Annotated in this window: 21 protein-coding genes and 1 pseudogene; 14 read left to right on the top strand and 8 right to left on the bottom strand. The window is 61.8% G+C overall.

What is annotated here, in order from left to right:
* Positions 1-2: 2 nt before the first annotated feature.
* The 4 genes from LMTR3_RS24090 to LMTR3_RS24075 all read right to left on the bottom strand — a co-directional run bounded on the left by LMTR3_RS24090 (position 3) and on the right by LMTR3_RS24075 (position 3,291).
* Entirely contained in the window at positions 3-1,466 is a 1,464-nt protein-coding gene (locus LMTR3_RS24090) for a type II and III secretion system protein family protein (RefSeq protein WP_065747832.1), read from the bottom strand.
* Positions 1,467-1,483: 17 nt separating this feature from the next.
* On the bottom strand, positions 1,484-2,272 hold the full coding sequence (gene cpaB, locus LMTR3_RS24085; protein ID WP_065747490.1) for a Flp pilus assembly protein CpaB: 789 nt from the start codon (positions 2,270-2,272) through the stop codon (positions 1,484-1,486).
* Positions 2,273-2,399: 127 nt separating this feature from the next.
* Positions 2,400-2,924: an A24 family peptidase gene (locus LMTR3_RS24080; protein WP_065747489.1), complete on the bottom strand. Its 525-nt coding sequence runs from the start codon at positions 2,922-2,924 to the stop codon at positions 2,400-2,402.
* A 202-nt stretch (positions 2,925-3,126) separates the two neighbouring features.
* Complete coding sequence (locus LMTR3_RS24075; protein WP_065747488.1) at positions 3,127-3,291, bottom strand: Flp family type IVb pilin; 165 nt, start codon at positions 3,289-3,291, stop codon at positions 3,127-3,129.
* A gap of 309 nt (positions 3,292-3,600) precedes the next feature.
* On the opposite strand from LMTR3_RS24075, the pseudogene LMTR3_RS40095 reads away from it, so the two are divergent.
* The 6 genes and pseudogenes from LMTR3_RS40095 to LMTR3_RS24050 form a co-directional block, all read left to right on the top strand.
* A pseudogene (locus LMTR3_RS40095) lies at positions 3,601-3,803 on the top strand (sterol desaturase family protein); the annotation flags it as partial.
* Positions 3,804-3,805: 2 nt separating this feature from the next.
* Complete coding sequence (locus LMTR3_RS24070; RefSeq protein WP_065747487.1) at positions 3,806-5,257, top strand: hypothetical protein; 1,452 nt, start codon at positions 3,806-3,808, stop codon at positions 5,255-5,257.
* A 62-nt stretch (positions 5,258-5,319) separates the two neighbouring features.
* Entirely contained in the window at positions 5,320-6,147 is an 828-nt protein-coding gene (locus LMTR3_RS24065; RefSeq protein WP_065747486.1) for a sterol desaturase family protein, read from the top strand.
* A gap of 136 nt (positions 6,148-6,283) precedes the next feature.
* Positions 6,284-6,784: a pilus assembly protein N-terminal domain-containing protein gene (locus LMTR3_RS24060; protein ID WP_084029786.1), complete on the top strand. Its 501-nt coding sequence runs from the start codon at positions 6,284-6,286 to the stop codon at positions 6,782-6,784.
* 223 nt (positions 6,785-7,007) lie between these two features.
* Positions 7,008-7,562: a TadE/TadG family type IV pilus assembly protein gene (locus tag LMTR3_RS24055; RefSeq protein ID WP_065747485.1), complete on the top strand. Its 555-nt coding sequence runs from the start codon at positions 7,008-7,010 to the stop codon at positions 7,560-7,562.
* Between the two features lie 49 nt (positions 7,563-7,611).
* On the top strand, positions 7,612-8,199 hold the full coding sequence (locus LMTR3_RS24050) for a TadE/TadG family type IV pilus assembly protein (protein ID WP_245319984.1): 588 nt from the start codon (positions 7,612-7,614) through the stop codon (positions 8,197-8,199).
* 668 nt (positions 8,200-8,867) lie between these two features.
* On the opposite strand, the gene LMTR3_RS24045 is transcribed toward LMTR3_RS24050, so the two are convergent.
* The 4 genes from LMTR3_RS24045 to LMTR3_RS24030 form a co-directional block, all read right to left on the bottom strand.
* Positions 8,868-10,451, bottom strand: a complete 1,584-nt coding sequence (locus LMTR3_RS24045) for a TadE/TadG family type IV pilus assembly protein (protein ID WP_065747484.1) — start codon at positions 10,449-10,451, stop codon at positions 8,868-8,870.
* A 300-nt stretch (positions 10,452-10,751) separates the two neighbouring features.
* Complete coding sequence (locus LMTR3_RS24040; RefSeq protein ID WP_002714433.1) at positions 10,752-10,964, bottom strand: cold-shock protein; 213 nt, start codon at positions 10,962-10,964, stop codon at positions 10,752-10,754.
* 268 nt (positions 10,965-11,232) lie between these two features.
* Positions 11,233-11,520 carry a translation initiation factor IF-1 gene (infA, locus tag LMTR3_RS24035; protein ID WP_065747483.1) on the bottom strand — a complete coding sequence of 96 codons (288 nt, stop codon included), beginning with the start codon at positions 11,518-11,520 and terminating at the stop codon, positions 11,233-11,235.
* Between the two features lie 23 nt (positions 11,521-11,543).
* Positions 11,544-12,968, bottom strand: a complete 1,425-nt coding sequence (locus LMTR3_RS24030; RefSeq protein WP_065747482.1) for a DEAD/DEAH box helicase — start codon at positions 12,966-12,968, stop codon at positions 11,544-11,546.
* A gap of 559 nt (positions 12,969-13,527) precedes the next feature.
* Here LMTR3_RS24030 and urtA point away from each other — a divergent pair.
* From urtA to LMTR3_RS23990, 8 genes are all read left to right on the top strand, one after another.
* Positions 13,528-14,844, top strand: a complete 1,317-nt coding sequence (urtA, locus tag LMTR3_RS24025) for an urea ABC transporter substrate-binding protein (protein WP_065747481.1) — start codon at positions 13,528-13,530, stop codon at positions 14,842-14,844.
* A 132-nt stretch (positions 14,845-14,976) separates the two neighbouring features.
* Positions 14,977-16,590 (top strand): urea ABC transporter permease subunit UrtB, encoded by a 1,614-nt coding sequence (gene urtB / locus LMTR3_RS24020; protein WP_065747480.1) that lies wholly within the window; start codon positions 14,977-14,979, stop codon positions 16,588-16,590.
* Positions 16,587-17,753 carry an urea ABC transporter permease subunit UrtC gene (gene urtC / locus LMTR3_RS24015; RefSeq protein WP_065747479.1) on the top strand — a complete coding sequence of 389 codons (1,167 nt, stop codon included), beginning with the start codon at positions 16,587-16,589 and terminating at the stop codon, positions 17,751-17,753. Before urtB ends, urtC begins: the two co-directional genes overlap by 4 nt.
* A gap of 4 nt (positions 17,754-17,757) precedes the next feature.
* Positions 17,758-18,519 carry an urea ABC transporter ATP-binding protein UrtD gene (gene urtD, locus LMTR3_RS24010; protein ID WP_065747478.1) on the top strand — a complete coding sequence of 254 codons (762 nt, stop codon included), beginning with the start codon at positions 17,758-17,760 and terminating at the stop codon, positions 18,517-18,519.
* 84 nt (positions 18,520-18,603) lie between these two features.
* A complete protein-coding gene (gene urtE, locus LMTR3_RS24005; RefSeq protein WP_057841055.1) occupies positions 18,604-19,299 on the top strand; it encodes an urea ABC transporter ATP-binding subunit UrtE in 696 nt (231 codons plus the stop codon).
* A 37-nt stretch (positions 19,300-19,336) separates the two neighbouring features.
* Positions 19,337-20,173: an urease accessory protein UreD gene (locus tag LMTR3_RS24000; RefSeq protein WP_065747477.1), complete on the top strand. Its 837-nt coding sequence runs from the start codon at positions 19,337-19,339 to the stop codon at positions 20,171-20,173.
* 43 nt (positions 20,174-20,216) lie between these two features.
* Positions 20,217-20,519, top strand: a complete 303-nt coding sequence (locus tag LMTR3_RS23995; RefSeq protein WP_065747476.1) for an urease subunit gamma — start codon at positions 20,217-20,219, stop codon at positions 20,517-20,519.
* A gap of 111 nt (positions 20,520-20,630) precedes the next feature.
* Positions 20,631-20,936, top strand: a complete 306-nt coding sequence (locus tag LMTR3_RS23990) for an urease subunit beta (RefSeq protein WP_065747475.1) — start codon at positions 20,631-20,633, stop codon at positions 20,934-20,936.
* Positions 20,937-20,940 lie beyond the last annotated feature (4 nt).

The raw sequence follows: 20,940 nt of genomic DNA, 5'->3' as shown, positions 1-20,940 counted from the left end.
CCTCAGTCCGTAATAAAGCCGTAAGTGCCGCGATAATTCCGCGCCTTCTCGACGCGGCCCGGAACGCCGTAGATGCGATTGATGCTGCCGAGCAGGTCGGCCTGTGGGTCCGAGGCGCTGGCAAAGCCGTCATCGGGACGCGACAGATCCTTCTGCGCCACCGCACGCACCACATAGGGCGTGACCAGAACCATCAGTTCGGTCTGGTTGTTGATGAAGTCGCGGCTGCGGAACAGCGTGCCGAGAACCGGCAGTTGGGCCAGGCCCGGAAAGCCATTGATGGCCTGCTTAGTCTGTTCCTGGATCAGGCCGGCCATCGCCATCGCGCCGCCGGACGGAATTTCCAGTGTCGTCTCGGCGCGGCGGGTCTTGATCGAGGGAATGGTCGTTCCACCTGCGCCGCCGGTCAGAGCGTTTTCGGTCGAGATTTCCGACACTTCAGTCATCACCCGAAGGCTGATCCGTCCCTCCGTCAGCACGACCGGCGTGAAGTTGAGCGAGATGCCGAATTTCTTGAAGCTGACGGTCTGGACGCAATTTCCGATGCCACCGGATGTTGTTGTTTGGCAGGTCACGCCGGTCGGAATGGGAAATTCGCCGCCGGAGATGAATGTTGCGGACTCGCCGGAAATGGCTGTGAGGTTAGGCTCGGCAAGGGTCCGCACCACGCCGGCGCTTTCCATCGCGCGCAGCGTCGCCTGCACGGATGGCGGCGCGCCGAAAGCCCCGGTAAGTTCATTGGTGGGGACGAGCGGCGCACTGTTCGCGGTGAACGGGGTGTCATTCCTGAAGCTAACAACGGACGTGCCGTAGCTCAGGTTGGCGCGGAGATCGATGCCCATCTGCTTGATGATCGAACGCTGGACTTCGGCAACCGTGACCTTCAGCATCACCTGGTCACGGCCGCGAACTGCGATCGAATTGACGACTTTCTCGGTGCCGCCCACGAGGCGGGCGGCGATGTCGGCAGCCTGTTGCGCCTCGACCGGGGTCGCCGCGGTGCCGCTCAATAGCACGCCGTCACCGACGCCTTCGATCTGGATGTCCGAATTCGGCAACGACTGTTTCAGCGCGGCGCGCACGCCGTTGAGGTCGCGCTTGACCGCGATGTCATAGGCCGCGATCTGTGCACCGGTGGAATCGAAGAAAACGATATTGGTCTGGCCGACCGCGGCGCCGATGATGTAGGCGCGCTGGGTCGACCGCACCACGGCGTTGGCGACCTTCGGATCGGCAACCAGCACGTCCTTGATCTCGCGCGGCAGGTCGATCACGATGGACTTGCCGATCCCGAGCGAAACGAAACGCGCGTTCATCTGCCCATCGGTGGACAACGGCGCGACGCGATAGTCGCTCGCCACCACCGGCGTCAGCGCCGGATTGAGCGTGAGAGCAGCCACGGCCGAAAACGACAGGGCGCGGACGATGAACGTTCGCATCATCGGCTGAATTTCCCTGCACTTCATATCGTGCGTCCTTTCGGTCACTTCTGCACCGCCTGCCGGCTGGCAACGCCATAACGAATCACGTTGAGGCTTTCGCCGCGCTTGTTGAGTGGTTGATCGTCCGGGGCTGCGTTGACGTCGGCGATGCTGCGCAGCGCCAGCGTCAGAGTGCCGCTCTGGCGCGACCGCGCCAGCATCTCGGCCTGCTCGGGCTTCAGTTCGAGGGTAACCGTCCTGCCGACCAGCGCGCTGGTGCCTTCTTTTTCCTTCGGCGCCTGGTCGATAGCGAGAACGCGAACATTGGCGAGGATGATCTCCGAATTGGAGACATCCGGGCCGGTGCCGTCCGGACTCTTCTCGCGCTTGGTAAGAATCACGTCGACGCGGTCGTTCGGCAGGATGAAGCCGCCGGCGCCGGTTTCCGGCGAAATTTCGGTGGAAATGGCCCTGAAGCCGGCGGGCAGAATCGCCGCCATGAAGCCGGAGCCGTCGGCCCTCACCAGCTTCGGCTCGCGAATCGGCTCACCCGCGATGAACGGCGCGCGCGCGATCGAGCCGGTGATCTCCTTGACGGCGTCGGCCCTGCTGGCGCGGCTGATGAAGTTGCTGCTGGCGGTCGACGCCGGCCAGGTCTGCCATTGCAGATCGTCCGGCTTGACCGACTGGCCGAGGCCGATATCCGATTTGGCGACGAGAATATCGACCGTCTGTATCTGCGCGACCGGCTGGGCCGGCGCTGGCTTGTCGCCGGATCCGCTGGCGAGATATGCGGCAATGCCGCCGGCGCCGATGGCGATGGCCAGGACCACAATGCGTGCGGTATTCATTACGCTTCACTTTCCACATTACGCCGCGACGCTTCCGTCGCCGTGATGGGAGTTGACCAGCTATTCGTCAAAGCATGGTTAATGAGGCGTGTGTAAATTGCCCTAACGGAAAGTTAGCGGTGCTGGATCAGCGCATGGCGAGGTGAGCAAGGTCGATCGCCTTGATCCATGCGGTCTCCGGATAGACGATCAGCGCGCCGAGGGCGAGCGCGATGCCGTAGGGGATTCCGCTCTGCTTGTCGTGCAACCGGTTCAGCCAGGCCTGTCCCGAAAGCGGGTAGGGGAGCGGCCACTGTCGGAATTGCAGCAGCAACAGCGTCAGTGCCCCGCCGAACAGCGAGGCGTAGACCAGAAAATTCAGAAGATGGTCGAAACCGAACCAGAGCGCCACGCTGGCTGCGATCTTGGCGTCGCCGCCGCCGACCCAGCCCATCGCGAAGCAGGCGAAGGCCACCACCAGAACGGCGGCGCCGGCGCCGATATGCAAGAGCATGTCGTGCAGGCCCATGCCGCCCAGCACTGCAAGCGTCACAAAGCCGGCGATCAGTGCCAGCGACACGCGGTTCGAAATCGTCATGGTGAAGAGGTCGCTCGCGGCTGCGAACGCCATCAGGGCCGGAAACAGCAGGAGGCGGGCGGTATCGAGAATCATGAATTTTCACACACGCTGCGGCTAACCCGGGGTCCAGGCTCTGGCCGAGCCTAGCCATGAGAAATGAACAATCGGGAAACGCCGGAATGTCGCGTCTCATGTCACATCCGGCGGCGGCTTGCTAAATCCAGCGCGCGCCTTGCCAAAACGAATAAAGGCCCCGGCTTGCCGGGGCCTTTTGACGCTTGCTCGCAACCGTCGCTTATTTCAGGTCGGTCGAGATCGAAGTGAAGGCCGTGCTCAGCTTGGTGCCGATGCCGTTGACGGCGGCGATGATCCCGACCGAGATGCCGGCGGCGATCAGGCCGTACTCGATGGCGGTGGCGCCGGACTCATCCTTCACGAAACGCAAAACGAGATTCTTCATAGATGATAGCTCCTGTGTACACACGTGGCTGGTCGAACTTCAGTTTGGTCTCGCCGGCGTTCTCAGCACCGTGACCATGACGTCACCCTAGGGTGCGACAATTTCGGCGCAGTTAATTCGACCGTGCAAAAATGCTTGGAACTTGCAGTTCTTGAGCACAGTAAACGCTGCATTAAGGCGTTCGATAAAATGCAAGTTACGACTGCGGGTCGTTCGTCGCGATCGCGCAGTGTCGGCCGACTCCTTTGATTCACGGCTCCTTAAGCGCGAGCGGATACCCCTTGTGCTCCCCGATCGAACGAGGCCGTCATGTCCGGTTTGCCAATGGAAGTCACCGAGGTGGTAGACGAGACGATGGCGAAGGTCGTTCCGGTCACGATCGCGCTCGCCTTCGTGTTCACGGCACCCTCGCATTTCTGGCCTGCAATCCCGGCAAGCCCTGGTGGCGCAAGCGCGAGCTCATCACCGACATCTGCTACTGGTTCTTCGTGCCGGTGTTTTGCGGGCTGATGACATGAATACAATTATTGCGGCGGCTTCCAATGAGAAGTCCGCCATCCTCGGCCAGGTACCTGCATGGCTATGGGTCGGCATCGGTGTGTACGCGCTGCTATTGAGCAATGGCGGCATGCTCCTGAACGATTCCGATACCTACTGGCAGATCACCGTGGGCCAGTGGATCCTCGATCACAACGCCTTGCCGCGCACCGACATCTATTCCTTCACCAAGGCCGGAGAGCCATGGACATCGTCGTCCTGGCTGGCGCAGGTGCTGTATGCGGCAAGCTACAATCTGGCGGGTTGGACCGGGCCGGTGGTTCTCGCCTCGAGCTGCATCGCCGCAACCTTCGCACTGCTCGCTTATATTCTCGGCCGCCGCATCCCCGCCGTCCATGCCGTCACCTTCGCGATGGCGGCGTCGGCGCTTTCGATGGGGCATTTTCTGGCGCGGCCGCATGTGCTGGCGCTGCCGATCATGCTTGCGTGGGCGAACGGGCTGATGTCGGCGAGCGAGCGCGGCCAGGCGCCGTCGCCATGGCTGCTCTCGTTGATCGCGTTGTGGGCGAACCTGCACGGCGGATTCGTGTTTGGCCTGGTGCTGGTCGGCGCGTTCGCGCTCGATGCGCTGTGGAATGCCGATCGGGCACAGCAAAAGCCGCTGGCGCTGCGTTGGGCGGCGTTCGGCATCGGCGCGCTGGCGGCCTGCTGCGCCACGCCTTACGGGTGGGGATCGATCCTCGCCGCACGCAAGATTCTCGATCTCGGCGAGCTCCTGCATGTGATCTATGAATGGACGCCGGCGGACTTCAGCAAGTTCGGCGAGTTCGAGATGGCGATCCTCGCGCTGATCGCAGCCGCGCTTTATAGCGGCGTCAAGCTCTCGCCGCCGCGGATCGCGCTGGTGCTGGGCCTTTTGCACATGGCGTTGTCGCATGTCAGGAATTTAGAGATCTTCGCATTGCTGCTGCCGATCGTGGTGCTCGCGCCGGTGGCGTCGCAGTTCGCGCTGCGACCAGCCTGGTCTGCCCGCACCGGCGCTTCGATGCCTGTGCTGGCTGCAGGGATGATCTTGCTCGGCGGCTCGACATGGCTGCTCGCGGCCAACACCAGGTTTGCACCGCCCGAACGACATTCGCCGGCGGCGGCAGTCGATGCGCTGAGGACGCATAATCCCAAGCGTATTTTCAACGATCTCCCGTTCGGCGGCTATTTGATCTGGCGGCAGATGCCCGTGTTCGTCGACGGGCGCGCCGAGCTCTACGGCGAAGCGTTCGAAATGGCCTATTACCGTGCGCTCAAGCTCAAGGACGTCAACCAGCTTCTCGACATTCTCAAGACCTGGAACATCGACGCCGTGCTGCTGACGCCGTCTACGCCTGCGGTCGGCCTGCTCGATCATATTGGCGGCTGGCGGCGCGCTTACGCCGATGAGAATGCGGTGCTGCACGTTCGCACGGCCAACTGATCCGGCCGATCTTTTGGGGACGCCAACTGGCGGGCGAGCCGGGATTCTGGTACGCGGGCCGGATGAACCTGCCGATCGAAGTCGTCGAGATGCTGGGCCAGACCCTGGCCAAGGTGGTGCCGGTCACGATCGCGCTGGCGCTACTGTTCTCGGTGCTTTCGCATTTCTGGCCTTGCAATCCCGGTAAGCCCTGGTGGCGCAAGCGCGAACTCGTCACCGACATCTGCTACTGGTTCCTGGTGCCGCTGTTCACGCGCGTCTTCCGCGTCGCCCTGTTGGTGCTCGGCGCCGCGCTGGTGTTCGGAATTCGCGACGCCGACGAGCTGATCGCCTTCTACGACAACGGCCACGGCCCGTTGTCGAGGCTGCCGTTTTGGCTGCAGGCGATCCTGTTTCTGGTCGCAACCGATTTCATGATGTACTGGCTGCACCGCATGTTTCATGGCGGCGGGTTCTGGAAATACCACGCCATTCACCATTCGTCGGAGGATGTCGACTGGATTTCGGCGGCGCGCTTTCATCCTGTCAACCTGCTGCTAGGTACCATCGGGGTCGACGTCGCGCTGCTGATGGCCGGCATTTCGCCGGGCGTAATGCTCTGGCTCGGCCCGTTCAACATCTTCCTGTCGGCGTTCGTTCACGCCAACCTCAACTGGACCCTCGGACCGTTCAAATACGTCGTGGTAACGCCGGTGTTTCACCGCTGGCACCACACCGCGCGCGAAGAAGGCGGCGACAGCAATTTCGCGGGCACCTTTCCGCTCTGGGACATCCTGTTCGGGACCTTCCGGATGCCGCAGGGCCGCCTGCCGGACCAATTTGGCGTGGATGATCAGTCCTCGTTCCCGCGCGAAATCATTGGGCAACTGACTTACCCATTCCGCAAGTAGGTCGGCGGCGGATTTCTTGCCCGATTTCGGGGTCTATTTGCCCTTTGTTCATGAATTGTCGTCAGATTCATCCGTGTCGGGCGCCGGTTCCGCTGCGTATCGCCATCGCCGGCTTGTTGATGCCCCGGGGTAAAATATGTCGTTCAAGTTCCCGCGTATTCGCGCACGCGCGCGTGTTGGATTGCGTTCCCTCGCTGCAGGAATCCTGCTGTGGCCGGCCATCGGCCTGGCCTCGCCCGATCCCGACCGGATCGCCGTCTATGTCGATCAGGCGAAGCTCGTGAAGCTTCCCGCCAAGGTCTCCACCATCGTGGTCGGAAATCCGCTGATTGCGGACGTCACGCTGCAGAGCGGCGGCATCGTCGTCGTCACCGGCAAGGGCTACGGCGCGACCAATTTCATCGCCATGGACCGCAACGGCGACGTGCTGGTCGATCGTCAGATTCAGGTCGAAGGCCCGACCGATCAGCTCGTCACCGTCTATCGCGGCGTTGAGCGCGAATCCTATAGCTGCATGCCGATCTGCCAGCGCCGCGTCACCCTCGGCGACGGCGAGACCTACTTCAAATCGGCGATCGATCAGGCCGGTTCTCTCAGCGGTCAGGCCAGTGGCGCTGGCGCTAAATCGGCAAACTGAACCTTTTCGGTTCTGATTGTATCAGAACCGAAGCTCCAGTTGGCGCATCCGGCACATTACCCTGTCCACGAATCGATCTCGGCCCGCACGAGGCCCGCTCAGAACATTGTTAACGCCCGGTTAGCGGGCCGGGCCGCTCTGCCTCGATTCGACGAAACACTTCCACAATCACTTTCAGGTAGTTCTTGCAGGCGGATAATCGCTGCCGTCTGGGGATCTTTCGATGTCGTCACCCGCTGTTGCAACAGTCTCTGTCAGAAATGCACTGTACCGATTTCGCCGCAACCGCCGGGGTTCGGCCGCCGTCGAGTTTGCGCTGATTGCGCCGTTGTTCTTCGGCATGCTGTTCGCGATTCTCGAGACGGCGATTATTTTTTTTGCCGGCCAGGTTCTGGATCATGGAATGCAGCAAAGCGCGCGGCTGATGCTCACGCATCAAGCCCAGGACAGCGGCATGGACGAAGCTGCGTTCAAAACGGACCTCTGCAATCGCATCAAGGCGATGTTTAACTGCTCCGGCAATCTGGCCAACCTTACTGTGGATGTGAAGGTCTTTACCCCGGGCACCGCGATCACGATTACCCCTCCGATCGTCGGTGGAAACCTGACCGGACCTTTCTCATATTCTCTGCCGGCAGCCGGCTCTCCCAATACCGTCGTCATTCGCGCCTTTTACAAATGGCCGCTGTATGTGACGGGGTTCGGCTACGACATTGCAAATCTCAACGGCAGACAGCGGCTGCTCGCTGCGACCGCCGCTTTTCATGTAGAGCCGTGATATGATGGTATCCCCGATGCAGAAGATGTCGCTTCGCGTGCGCGGCTTGTTGGACGATCGCAGCGGCCTCGCGGCGATCGAGTTTGCCATGATCTTTCCGCTGATGGTGGTGATGTTCTTCGGAGTGGTCGAGATTTCGTCGGCCATCGCTGTGGATCGCAAGGCTACCCTGGTGGCGCGAACGCTTTCCGATCTGACGTCTCAGATGAAGAGCGTGGTGGATGCAGATATCATCAGTTTTGGCGAAACGGCAAAGGCGATCATGACACCCTACCCGGCGTCGCCGTTGGTCTCCTCGATCACGGAGGTTTACGTCGATAGCGCGACGGGGGTCGCTCGGGTTCAGTGGAGCAAGGGGTTGAAGATCGATACAGGAGGCGGTGTCACGATCGCGTCGACGCCGCCTCATAATCAGGGTGACGTTGTGGTGCTGCCGCCAGCTCTCGTCGTGGCCAAGGGGACATACGTGATCTGGAGCGAGGTCAGCTACAAGTATACGCCGGCCGTCGGTTATGTGATGGCGAAGACTGGCAAAAGCTTTGAAGATGCCGCCTTCACGCGTCCGCGCCTGGAACTCTGCGTTAAATATCGAGCATCCGCTTCGGATCCCCTTCCTGCCGAATGTCCGAAGCTGTGACGGCAGCAGTCTGCGACAACCTTCGCAACTCGTAGCGTTCACCGCGACCTTCTCCTGGAGGAGGACCGGCGCTGTATTCGTGGGGGTGCATTGGTTCAGGCTTCGGTAAGGGCGGGCTCGATCCGGTGCATCGGAAAGCCGCTTCCGTACAGCAGCATTGCATTTTAGCGCGAGGATACGTCCAACTCTCCACTGACCGACACAAGGCGCCTCTGCCCAACGCCATCGTGGGGCTTGATCTGCGCATGATCCGGACCAGAAGGGGCCGCGTTAGTCTCACCGCGTCATAGCCGCTCAACGCCATATCCTGAGGTGCCCGCCAACGGGTCGCGCGACGCCCGATGACAAGCTCCGCGAACGTCTCGAAGGATGTGGGCCGCAGACGGGCCGCATGGTTCGAGAGGCGCGGAGCCTGTCATCGGGCGCGCTATGCGCGGACCCGTTGGCGCTCCTCATCCTGAGGGGCTTATGACACAGTGAGGTTAGCGCAATGTGGAGGCCGGTTTTCCTCGGGACAAACGCGAAGCGTTTGCCTGGAGGTCATGCTCAGACAGAAACATTAGATCCCGACCCGTTTCAGTTTGATCGGATCAGGATCTAATGCGCGCGCCAGCAATCCGGAATTGCTCCATCTATCGCCTGGCTGATGGCCGGCCCCTTCTGCCAGGTCATTGCGTAATATGTGCGGTCTGCAGCGCGTGCTTGAACATGGCGTTCAGCGCGTTTTTGATCTCAGTGGGCGTGCTCGCTGTGTAGAAGAAGCTGGGCGACGCGCATTTCTTCAGGCTCGCCGGAATATACTGAATGTTGTTGTTGGCATAGGTGCCTTCATTGCCGGCAAAGCTCGTATTCACGGGATCGATCTTTTCATAGGGAATGTAGAGCACGGAAACGATGATGCCGCGGTTCTTGAGGGCTTCGCAGGAGGGAACGGTCGTCAGGCTGTTTTGGAGGTCAATCGTGGTAGCGTGGTTGCTACCCGACCAGGAACCGTTGGGAACGCCTTTCACCTGGTTGTTTTGTGCGCCGTCAGTGACGAGGAAGACGTAAGGCTGCGGGGTGGTCGGCGTGCTGCCGTCGCCGACGGCGCCGGTGCCGCCGGAGATGAGGTTATTGACCGAAGTAAGCGCGGCACTGATATGCGTGCCGCCGGAGCCAAGGTTTGCATTTATATTTGTGTCAAGCTGCGTGGCAAGGTTTGCGGCTGCGTAGTTTATGGTGCCGGAGGTTTTGGGATCGCCGTTGATGCTGCTGGTCAGCGGAAAATAGGCGTAGAGGTACCGAATGAACGGGTACAGCCCGACCTTGAACTGGTTGGGAACCTTCTTCTCGGCGTTCGCGGTCTTGAACAATTCGTTCAAGGCGTAGCCGACCGCGTCAAGGCGCAACTGGATGCAGGCGTCGGTGCCGTCGGTCTCGCAGGATGAAACCGGCGGCAAGGCCGCATACAGCGAATTCGGCAGGCCGGCCGCCATCGTATTTGAGAGCTTCTTGCCCGCAGGATAAGTCGAACTGACTGTAGTGTTGGAGAGAAGACCCTTGTATCCGCTTTGGCTGACGCGCGAGATCGCATAGCCCATGCAGTAGTTGTTCGTTGGGTATGCCTGGGTCCCGGTATTGGTGCACGCGCTGTTCTGTGGCGCAAAATGGCAGGCGAAGGTGCAGCCGGTGGGATATTGGCGATAGTTATCCGGATTGACTTGGGAAAGCCGCGTCTGCTCGGCGCTCGTCGACGCCAGGCCCATCGAGCCCGAGACGTCCAGAGTCAGATAGAAATCGAGATACGGCGGCAACGTGGCGGCCGAACTTGAAACGCCTGTTACCGTCAGCTTCTGAAACCCAAGCACCTTCATGAAGGTTACCGGTACCTCGGCAGTGAACGTGACGCTGGCGGCCAGTTTTATTCCGGTCTTCGTAACGGTGCTGCTGCGAACCAGGTTTTGGTAGCCCGTGATCCCGTTCATGTTGGCGTCAAAGACATTGTTGGCGTCGGTAACGCCGTCGCTGACCGAGCCGTTGCCAGACATTTTCGAGGCCGCGAGAAAGCCAGGCGACTTCTGCGCAAGCGCGGCAATGCTCGCGGCATCTGCCGCGGATTGCAGTTTTGCCTTCACTCTGGTCGCGAGCGAGTAATCCACCGCAGAACCAACGGCCGATATCAGGGGGATCGCCGCGATCCCGAAAATTACCGCGATATTGCCGCGTTGATCGCGGCGGAAACGGGAAAGATACGGCTTAAGACGAAATGGCACGAGAACGCCCCCTGGCTATCCAAAAGCGCGTGATCGTAGCCCTGGCCTCCCTAAGTGCCCATTAATCCGATTGCCGAAAAACAGGCTGATCTCGGATGCGAACGATTTCAGCAGTGGTCGGTTACGATCTCTTTACTACTTTGGGTCTGTGAAGGCTTGGGCTCAGTGAAGGCGCAACGCCTGCGCGCTCTTCGTCGATCGCCAAATCGCGCGCATCGGCCGAATAAAAAAGGCCGCGCATCAGCGCGGCCTTTTCAAATTTTCGAACGGGATTTCTCGGCCGAGGCCGGAGGAAATCCCTTATCCGGCGGCGCGCAGATTGTCGGCCGAAGATTTGCCAGAGCGGCGATCTGCCACGATTTCGTAGGAGATCTTCTGTCCTTCACGCAACGTTCCGAGGCCGGCACGCTCGACAGCGCTGATGTGCACGAACACGTCATTGCCGCCGTCATCCGGCTGGATGAAGCCATAGCCCTTGGTTGCGTTAAACCACTTCACGGTTCCCATGCTCACGGGGGTAGTCCCTTCTCAGATATACAAGTCGTAGCCCACCTCTCGACGGGCTGGTGAGATCGAATTTTTGGAAGGGTCGTCAGCGTCTAAACCGGCTGTACCGGTGGATAGCTAATGTCGTCCGGCCGAAAATCGATACCTAATATTATTCGATAGTAGGGTTCAAAACAATCCTGACGTGCGATTTTTTGATTCGGCCGGCCAGCCGCCCTCGCTCACGCGCGACGCCGCCGCGTCGGGCGCGATTTCGAGGGCGTTTACGATCTGTTTACCGGCGGCGGAACTGGCCGCCGCGCGGCGGCGCACCACGCGGGGCGCCCGGCGATGACGGACGCTCGTCCTTGTGTCGGAAGATCAGGCGACCCTTCTCCAGATCGTACGGCGACATCTCGATCGTCACGCGATCGCCTGCCAGCGTCTTGATCCGGTTCTTCTTCATCTTGCCCGCGGTATAGGCAACAATCTCGTGTCCGGCATCGAGCTGCACGCGATAGCGCGCGTCGGGGAGAATTTCGGTCACCAGTCCTTCGAACTGGATCAGCTCTTCTTTAGCCATGGTGGTCTCCAGGTCGATCGAGGCTAGCGCTGCGGTCGGTGGTTACGGTTCGGTTGATTATTCGGACGGCTCTCGCGATGCAAGAAGGCAACGCCCTGAATGCCTTCGCTGTGGCCGGCCTGACTCTTGCCGGCCTGCTGGGCCGGACGCGGCGCTTCGTGCCTGTTCGGCTGCTGCGCATTATTACCACCACCGCGGCGGTGTCGGCGAGGGCCTTTTGCGCTTGGGGCCGGTTCATGGGAACGGCCAGCATGGACGCGTGTTCCAGGCCGTCCGCCCCGGTGCTGGGCGGGGGCCGGCGCCGCATCACGGTGGCCCGGCGTCCTGCGGTCTTCCCGCGGCAGCGCGATGCGAATCAGCCGCTCGATATCGCGCAGATAGCCCATTTCCTCGGCGCCCGCGATCAGCGAGATCGCCACGCCCTCGGCGCCGGCGCGCGCGGTGCGGCCGATGCGGTGGACATAGGTTTCGGGAACATTGGGCAGGTCGAAATTCACCACGTGGCTGATGCCGTCGACATCGATGCCGCGGGCGGCAATGTCGGTGGCGACCAACGTGCGGATCTCGCCGGAGCGGAACGCCGCCAGCACGCGTTCCCGGTGGTTCTGCGACTTGTTGCCGTGAATGGCGTTGGCTTCGATGCCGGCCTTGGCCAGCACCTTCACCACCTTATCGGCGCCGTGCTTGGTGCGGGTGAAGACCAGCGCGCGGTCGACCGGTTCCTGCTTCAAGAGCTGCGCCAGCACCGCCGGCTTGGCCGCGAAATCGACCTGGATGATGCGCTGGGTGATCCGGTCGGCCGTCGAGGCCACCGGCGTCACCGCCACCCGCGCAGGGTCGCGCAGCATGGATTCGGCGAGTTCCGCGATATCCTTCGGCATGGTGGCCGAGAAGAACAGCGTCTGCCGCCTGATCGGCAGCTTGGCGACGACTTTGCGGATGTCGTTGATGAAGCCCATGTCGAGCATGCGGTCGGCTTCGTCGAGCACCAGGAACTCGACCTGGTTCAGCTTCAGCCCGTTGCTTTGGACGAGATCGAGCAGGCGGCCGGGGGTCGCCACCATTACTTCGACGCCCTGCATGACCGAGCGGACCTGGCGGCCCATCGGCACGCCGCCGATCGCGAGCGCCGAAGTCAGGCGGATGTGGCGGCCGTAGGCGGTGAAGCTGTCGAGGATCTGGCCTGACAGCTCGCGGGTCGGCGACAGCACCAGCACGCGGCAGCTCTTCGGCTGCGGCCGGATGCGGCTTTCCAGGATCCGGTGCAGGATCGGCAGCGCAAATGCCGCGGTCTTGCCGGTGCCGGTCTGGGCGATGCCGACCACGTCACGGCCGGTCAATGCGATGGGAATGGTCTGGGCCTGGATGGGCGTAGGCGTGTGGTAATTCTCTTCCTTGAGCGCACGCGAGATGGGATCGGCAAGGCCGAAATCCTGAAAGGAGGTCAAAAGGTGGTTCTTTCCATTAAAAAAGGCAGGCGCCCGGCAATGTCGGCCAGGAGCGCGCGAGTGTGTCAGAGACACCCGCGTGTTTGGGGCGTCGGTTTTGCTAGCTGAAGGGGGCAAGCCAGAAACCGCAAAACGGGATCAGAACACGCGGCTCGCAGGGACCTGATGATTCTCTAGGTCACGGCAGTCATATGGAGCACCTGCGCGCCGCTTTCAAGGTGAATTCGGCGCGCCTCGCCAGCGCGGTTAAAAGAAACCGATCGGCCAGATCGCGCCGTGCCCCCGTGCCAACCCAAACGATCAAAATTCGTGCAAGAAATTTAGCCAAATTGCGGCATTTGCACAAAAAACAGATACTTTGCCGCCAAAGCATACATTTCTACTGTCTAATAAATAGGCATATTTCCCGCCGACGGTTTTCGCGTAGCCGGAATTTCCAAGCGATTATAGGAGTTTATCCGGCTATCAAGCGATGGCATGGTTCTTGCGATTCCCTTAACGCAGGCGGCCGTGGGGCCGTTCGCAGCGTTCAACGCCTGCGTCAGGGAGATGACATTTCATGCTTACAAAATTGACTCACGATATAGCGACGCTGAGCCGCCGCCGCTGGCTGGCGGCCACTGCCGGCCTGGTTTTGGGTCTGGCTGCATTCTCGAACGCCAAGGCGCAGGAGACCATCAAGGTCGGCGTCCTGCATTCGCTTTCCGGCACCATGGCCATCAGCGAAACCACGCTGAAGGACACCATTCTCTTCCTGATCGAGGAGCAGAACAAGAAGGGCGGCGTGCTCGGCAAGAAGCTCGAGCCTGTTGTCGTCGACCCCGCCTCGAACTGGCCGCTGTTTGCCGAAAAGGCCCGCGAGCTGATCACCAAGGACAAGGTTTCGGTCGTGTTCGGCTGCTGGACCTCGGTGTCGCGCAAGTCCGTGCTGCCGGTATTCAAGGAACTGAACTCGATCCTGTTCTACCCCGTGCAATACGAGGGCGAGGAGAGCGAGCGCAACGTGTTCTACACCGGTGCTGCGCCGAACCAGCAGGCGGTCCCCGCCGTCGACTATTTGATGAAGGACGAGAAGGTGAAGCGCTGGGTGCTGGCCGGCACCGACTACGTCTATCCGCGCACCACCAACAAGATCCTCGAAGCCTACTTGAAGTCGAAGGGCGTCAAGCAGGAAGACATCATGATCAACTACACGCCGTTTGGTCATAGTGACTGGCAGACGATCGTGGCCGACATCAAGAAGTTCGGCTCGGCCGGCAAGAAGACCGCCGTGGTCTCCACCATCAACGGCGACGCCAACGTTCCCTTCTACAAGGAGCTCGGCAACCAGGGCATCAAGGCGACCGACATTCCGGTTGTCGCGTTCTCGGTCGGTGAAGAAGAACTCGCCGGCATCGACACCAAGCCGCTGCTCGGCCATCTCGCCGCCTGGAACTACTTCCAGTCGATCAAGTCGCCCGAGAACGAGAAGTTCATCAAGGCCTGGCAGGCCTACACCAAGAATCCGAAGCGCGTGACCAACGATCCGATGGAAGCGCACGTCATCGGCTTCGACATGTGGGTCAAGGCGGTCGAGAAGGTGAAGTCGACCGATCCGGACAAGGTGATCGACGCGCTGCCCGGCATCGAAGCCAAGAACCTGACCGGCGGCACCTCCAAGATGCTGCCCAACCATCACATCACCAAGCCGGTCTTCATTGGCGAAATCAAAGCCAACGGCCAGTTCGACGTGGTGTGGAAGACCCCGGGCCTGGTCGCTGGCGACGCCTGGTCGAAGGAGCTTGAGGGCTCCAAGGACCTGATCGGCGACTGGGTCGGCAAGAAGTGCGGCAACTACAACACCAAGACCAACAAGTGCGGCGGTCAGGGCTCCTGATCCCGATCTGATCCGATAGGATCAGGATCGCCTGAGCTGCAATAAAGAACTTCCAAGAGTTCTTCGAAGAGAACGACGGGAGAAGGCGGCGCTGCCGCCGCCTTCTCCCCATACTCCTGCCGGGGTCGTATTGTGTCTGCCAATTTCCTTGATCGCCTTCGCGCGTTCTTGCTCGCGATTTCTCTCGCCGTAGCCTTTGCAGCGCCGGCGCTGGCGGGCCCGTTCGAGGACGCGGTCGCCAAGTTCGCCAACGACGATTTTTCCGACACCGATGAGGCGATCGGCGCGGTCGCGACGTCGGGCAATCCGCTGGCCTTTCCGATCATCAGCGCGCTGCAGGACGGAAGGCTGTCCGCTGATCCGGACACCAAGAAGGTTTTCATCACACAGGCCGACGGCAAGATCATCGATGCCGCGACCGGCGCTGCCGTGGACAAGCTGCCGGACAATGCGGCCGCCGTGCGCCTCAACAACCGCTTGCGCCGCGCCGTCGAGGCCGCGCTCGGCGGGTTGACGCTGTTGTCACCGGACCCGGCCAAGCGGATCGCGGCGGCGCAATCGGTGTTCAAGAGCCATGAGGAGAGCGCGCTGTCCGTGATCGACGGCGCCCTGGCGAAGGAGACCAACAAGTCCGTCAAGGCTGCCTTTGCGGAAGCCCGCGCCGCCATCCTGCTCTACAAGTCCGACGCGACCGAAGTCGAGAAGCTCGAAGCGGTCGCCGTCGTCAAGGCGCGCGGCGATCAGGAGGCGATGGCGCTCCTGACCGGCTTGGGCGGCGACCTGCCGCCCAATGTCGCGCGCGCCGCGGCAAGCGCGATCGCCTCGATCCAGAGCAATCTTGCGATGTGGTCGATGGTGCAGAACGCCTGGTACGGCCTGTCCCTGGGATCGGTGCTGCTGCTCGCCGCGATCGGCCTCGCCATCACGTTCGGCGTCATGGGCGTCATCAACATGGCCCATGGCGAGATGGTGATGCTGGGCGCCTACACCACCTTCGTGGTGCAGGAGGTCATTCGCAACAATTATCCCGGCCTGTTCGATTATTCGCTGCTGATCGCGGTGCCGCTGGCATTCCTTGTCGCGGGCGCGGTCGGTGTAGCGATCGAGCGCGGCATCATCCGCTTTCTCTATGGCCGTCCGCTGGAAACGCTGCTCGCGACCTGGGGCCTGTCGCTGGTATTGCAGCAGGCCGTGCGCACGGCGTTCGGCCCCACCAATCGCGAGGTCGGCAACCCCTCCTGGATGAGCGGCGCGTTCGAGCTCGGGCAGATCACCATCACCTATAACCGGCTCTGGATCCTCTGCTTCACGCTGGCCGTGTTCGTCATCCTGCTGGCGATGCTGCGTTACACTGCGCTCGGGCTCGAGATGCGCGCGGTGACGCAGAACCGGCGCATGGCGGCCTCGATGGGCATCGCCACCTCGCGCGTCGATGCGCTGACCTTCGGTCTCGGCTCGGGGATCGCCGGGATTGCCGGCGTGGCGCTGTCGCAGATCGACAATGTCAGCCCCAATCTCGGCCAGAGCTATATCATCGACAGCTTCATGGTCGTCGTGTTCGGCGGCGTCGGCAATCTCTGGGGCACGCTGGTCGGCGCCTTCACGCTCGGCATCGCCAACAAGTTCCTGGAGCCGGTGGCGGGCGCCGTGCTCGGCAAGATCGCCATCCTGGTGCTGATCATCCTGTTCATCCAGAAACGTCCGCGCGGCCTGTTCGCGCTCAAGGGCCGGGCGGTGGAAGCATGACGCCGCACGTCCTCACGCGCTCGCTCGATCGCAGCGCCACCGTCTTCCTGGTGGTGGTCGCCGGCCTCGGCGTGCTGATCCCGCTCTCCAATGTCCTGCTGCCTTCAGGCTCGTCGCTGCAGGTGCCGACCTATCTTGTCGCGCTGTTCGGCAAATACGCCTGCTACGCCATTTTGGCGCTCTCCATCGACCTGATCTGGGGCTATTGCGGCATTCTCTCGCTCGGCCACGGCGCGTTCTTCGCGCTCGGCGGCTACGCCATGGGCATGTACCTGATGCGCCAGATCGGCAGCCGCGGCGTCTACGGCAATCCGATCCTGCCCGACTTCATGGTGTTCCTGAACTATCCGGCGCTGCCCTGGTACTGGCACGGCTTTGATATGTTCTGGTTTGCAGCGCTGATGGTCATTCTTGTCCCCGGCCTGCTCGCGTTCTGCTTCGGCTGGCTGGCGTTCCGCTCCCGCGTCACCGGCGTCTATCTCTCGATCATCACCCAGGCCATGACGTATGCGCTGCTGCTGGCGTTCTTCCGTAACGATTTCGGTTTCGGTGGCAATAACGGCCTGACCGACTTCAAGGACATCCTCGGCTTCAACGTGCAGGCCGACGGCACCCGCGCCGCCTTGTTCGCGCTGAGCTGCCTGGCGCTGATCGTCACCTTCCTGATCTGCCGGGCGGTGGTGACGTCGAAGCTCGGCAAGGTCTTGATCGCCATCCGCGATGCCGAGTCGCGCACGCGTTTCCTCGGCTATCGCGTCGAGTCCTACAAATTGTTCGTGTTCACGCTGTCGGCCTGTATGGCCGGCGTTGCGGGCGCGCTCTACGTGCCGCAAGTCGGCATCATCAATCCGAGCGAATTTGCACCGGGCAACTCCATCGAAGCGGTGATCTGGGTCGCCGTCGGCGGCCGCGGCACGCTGGTGGGCGCTGCACTCGGCGCCGTCGTCGTCAACTACGCAAAAACCTACTTCACCTCGGGCCCGCTGGCGCCGTACTGGCTGTTCATGCTGGGCGCGCTGTTCATCCTGGTGACGCTGCTGCTGCCAAAGGGGATCGTCGGCACCTTCAACGCCTGGCGGGAGTCCCGGAAGGCAACCGAAAAAGCCAATGCCGAAAGTGCTGCGCTCGAAGACGGCGTCGGCGAACCGAAGCCGGCGGAGTGAGCGCATGAGTGTCATGGAGGGAAGGACCACTTCGGCGCTGCTCTACCTCGACGGCGTCCATGTCTCGTTCGACGGCTTTCACGCCATCAACAATCTCTCGCTTACCCTCGAGCCAGGCGAGATGCGCGCCATCATCGGCCCGAACGGCGCCGGCAAGACCACGATGATGGACATCATCACCGGCAAGACCAAGCCGGACGAAGGCACGGTGCTGTTCGATGGCATGACCGACCTGACGCGGCTGGACGAGACCCACATCGCCGAACTCGGCATCGGCCGCAAATTCCAGAAGCCGACGGTGTTCGAGAGCCAGACCATCGAGGATAATCTGTTGCTGGCGCTCAATGTCGATCACAGCGTCAAGGGCACGCTGTTCTGGCGCGGCAGCAGGGATGAATCCGAGCGGATCGACCGCGTGCTCGAAACCATTCGCCTGACCGATGCACGCAACCGTCTTGCGGGCAGCCTGTCACACGGCCAGAAGCAGTGGCTGGAGATCGGCATGCTGCTGGCACAGGACCCAAAACTGCTGCTGGTCGACGAACCGGTCGCGGGCATGACCGATGTCGAAACGCATCAGACCGCGGAGCTGTTGAAGGAAATCAACAAGGAAAAGACCGTCATGGTCGTCGAGCACGACATGACCTTCGTGCGCGAGCTCGGCGTCAAGGTCACCTGCCTGCACGAAGGCACGGTGCTGGCGGAGGGGACCATCGATCAGGTCTCGTCGAACGAGCGCGTGATTGAAGTGTATTTGGGAAGATAGGCGAATGGCGAGTAGCGAATAGCGAATGGAATCCTTCTTTTAACTATTCGCTACTCGCCATTCGCTATTCGCGAAAGGCTGACGATGCTGGACGTGAAAAACATCAATCTCTACTACGGCGCAGCACAGGCCTTGCGCGGCGTCTCGCTGTCCGCCGAGCCCGGCAAGGTGACGTGCGTGCTGGGCCGCAACGGCGTCGGCAAGACCTCGCTGCTGCGCGCGATGGTCGGCCAGTATCCGATCGCCAGTGGCTCGATCGCGCTTGATGGTCACGATATCACCGGTCTGAAACCTTACGAACGCGCCCGGCGCGGCATCGGCTTCGTGCCGCAGGGCCGCGAAATTTTTCCGCTGCTCACAGTTGAGGAAAATCTCAAGACCGGGTTCGGGCCGCTCAAGCGCGAGGATCGCCATATCCCCGACGACGTGTTTTCACTGTTCCCGGTACTGAATACGATGCTGGGGCGGCGCGGCGGCGACCTCTCCGGTGGGCAACAGCAACAGCTCGCGATCGGCCGTGCTTTGGTGATGCGGCCGAAACTGTTGCTCTTGGACGAGCCGACCGAGGGTATCCAGCCCTCGATCATCAAGGACATCGGCCGCGCGATCTCTTACCTGCGCAGCCTCGGCAACATCGCGATCGTGCTCGTCGAACAATATCTCGACTTTGCCTGCGAGCTCGGCGACAATTTCGCGGTCATGGACCGCGGCGCGGTGAAATATGCTTGCGACCGCGCCAATCTCGATCCCGCGGAGATCAGCCGCCAGATGGCGCTGTAACGTTTTCGAGCGCGGCATACACCGTTTGGGGGGACGGATGCGGACCGATATCACGCGCACGGCTTCAGCAACGTTTGCTGCCAACCGGGCCCAGGGCGCGGTCAGGTTCGGCGTGCATCTGCAGGATGGCGTCACCCGCCGCGGGGACTTGCATGAATCCGGCTCGCTGCGCGTGCGCTTTCCCTCGCCTGAAACAGAGGGCTTGTCGGGCGTGTTCGTCAACACCGCCGGCGGTATTGCCGGCGGCGACCGTTTCGACATCGACATCAGGGCAGGCGAGCGCACCCGGCTGACGCTGACAACGGCAGCGGCCGAAAAGGTCTATCGCGCCCCCGGTCCCGCCGCGCAACTCGGCATCGGACTGAAAGCGGAAGCGGGCGCGCATCTTGCCTGGCTGCCGCAGGAGACCATCCTGTTTGACCGTGCCCGGATTATCCGCCGCATCGACATCGACCTGGCCGAAGACGCATCGCTTCTGCTCTGCGAAATCGTGGTGTTCGGCCGAGCCGCGATGGGCGAACGGATGCTTCACGGCGAGTTCGTCGACCGCTGGCGTCTGCGCCGCGGCGGCAAGCTGGTGTTTGCGGAGACCATCCGGCTCGACGGCGACATCGGCGCAAAGCTGGCGCGGCCAGCCGTGGCCAAGGGCGGCGTCGCCATCGGCACCGCGCTGATCGTGCCCGGCGATGAGGCAGTCGTGGAGCGTATCCGCGCAGCCTCGGAAGCGTTCGGCGGCGAGGTCGGCATCTCCTGCTGGAATGGATTTGCAATGACGCGCTTCTGTGCCCAAGATGCGGCCCGGCTGCGCGCCGATATGATGACGGTGCTCGGCCGCGCCAGCGGCGTGGCGCTGCCAAGACTTTGGCTCAATTAACCGCTGTGGCTCAATTAGGTTTTTCATCCACCAGAGTGCTCGCATGAATCTCTCCCCCCGCGAAAAGGACAAGCTCTTGATCTCGATGGCGGCCATGGTGGCGCGCCGCAGGCTGGAGCGCGGCGTCAAGCTCAACCACCCCGAGGCGGTCGCCATCATCTCCGACTTCATCGTCGAAGGCGCCCGCGACGGCCGCACCGTTGCCGAGCTGATGCAGGCCGGCGCGCAGGTCATCACCCGCGCCCAATGCATGGACGGGATTGCGGAGATGATCCACGACATCCAGGTGGAAGCGACGTTTCCAGATGGGACAAAACTCGTCACCGTGCATGAGCCGATCAGATAGTTATTCGTCATTCCGGGGCACGCGAAGCGTGAACCCGGAATCCAGAGGTTAATCATTTCGAGATTCCGGGTTCGATGCTACGCATCGCCCCGGAATGACAGAGGAGGGTACATGATCCCCGGCGAACGCTTCATCAAGGACGGCGAGATCGAACTCAACGCCGGCCGCAAGACGGTGACGCTCACCGTCGCCAATACTGGCGACCGCCCGATCCAGGTCGGCTCGCACTACCATTTCTTCGAAACCAACCCCGCACTGAAATTCGACCGCAAGAAATCCCGCGGCATGCGCCTCGACATCGCCGCCGGCACCGCGGTGCGGTTCGAGCCGGGCCAGACCCGCGACGTCCAACTCGTCGCGCTTGCTGGCAAACGCACCATCTACGGTTTTCGCGGTGACGTGCAGGGCAAGCTGTAAGCGT

This window comes from Bradyrhizobium sp. LMTR 3 (assembly GCF_001693485.1).
In the GTDB taxonomy this organism is placed as follows: Bacteria; Pseudomonadota; Alphaproteobacteria; order Rhizobiales; family Xanthobacteraceae; genus Bradyrhizobium.
The sequence above is the reverse complement of the archived record's forward strand: the minus strand, read 5'-3'. Positions and strand labels throughout refer to the sequence as shown.

What these genes read in the sequence shown, in the direction of transcription:
- urtE (WP_057841055.1), top strand. Translation starts at nt 18,604, where the DNA reads ATGCTGGACGTGAAAAACATCAATCTCTACTACGGCGCAGCACAGGCC.
- urtC (WP_065747479.1), top strand. Translation starts at nt 16,587, where the DNA reads ATGACGCCGCACGTCCTCACGCGCTCGCTCGATCGCAGCGCCACCGTC.
- LMTR3_RS23995 (WP_065747476.1), top strand. Translation starts at nt 20,217, where the DNA reads ATGAATCTCTCCCCCCGCGAAAAGGACAAGCTCTTGATCTCGATGGCG.
- LMTR3_RS24075 (WP_065747488.1), bottom strand. Translation starts at nt 3,291, where the DNA reads ATGAAGAATCTCGTTTTGCGTTTCGTGAAGGATGAGTCCGGCGCCACC.
- urtA (WP_065747481.1), top strand. Translation starts at nt 13,528, where the DNA reads ATGCTTACAAAATTGACTCACGATATAGCGACGCTGAGCCGCCGCCGC.
- LMTR3_RS23990 (WP_065747475.1), top strand. Translation starts at nt 20,631, where the DNA reads ATGATCCCCGGCGAACGCTTCATCAAGGACGGCGAGATCGAACTCAAC.
- LMTR3_RS24060 (WP_084029786.1), top strand. Translation starts at nt 6,284, where the DNA reads ATGTCGTTCAAGTTCCCGCGTATTCGCGCACGCGCGCGTGTTGGATTG.
- LMTR3_RS24080 (WP_065747489.1), bottom strand. Translation starts at nt 2,924, where the DNA reads ATGATTCTCGATACCGCCCGCCTCCTGCTGTTTCCGGCCCTGATGGCG.
- LMTR3_RS24090 (WP_065747832.1), bottom strand. Translation starts at nt 1,466, where the DNA reads ATGAAGTGCAGGGAAATTCAGCCGATGATGCGAACGTTCATCGTCCGC.
- urtD (WP_065747478.1), top strand. Translation starts at nt 17,758, where the DNA reads ATGAGTGTCATGGAGGGAAGGACCACTTCGGCGCTGCTCTACCTCGAC.
- LMTR3_RS24055 (WP_065747485.1), top strand. Translation starts at nt 7,008, where the DNA reads ATGTCGTCACCCGCTGTTGCAACAGTCTCTGTCAGAAATGCACTGTAC.
- infA (WP_065747483.1), bottom strand. Translation starts at nt 11,520, where the DNA reads ATGGCTAAAGAAGAGCTGATCCAGTTCGAAGGACTGGTGACCGAAATT.
- cpaB (WP_065747490.1), bottom strand. Translation starts at nt 2,272, where the DNA reads ATGAATACCGCACGCATTGTGGTCCTGGCCATCGCCATCGGCGCCGGC.
- LMTR3_RS24000 (WP_065747477.1), top strand. Translation starts at nt 19,337, where the DNA reads ATGCGGACCGATATCACGCGCACGGCTTCAGCAACGTTTGCTGCCAAC.
- LMTR3_RS24065 (WP_065747486.1), top strand. Translation starts at nt 5,320, where the DNA reads ATGAACCTGCCGATCGAAGTCGTCGAGATGCTGGGCCAGACCCTGGCC.
- LMTR3_RS24070 (WP_065747487.1), top strand. Translation starts at nt 3,806, where the DNA reads ATGAATACAATTATTGCGGCGGCTTCCAATGAGAAGTCCGCCATCCTC.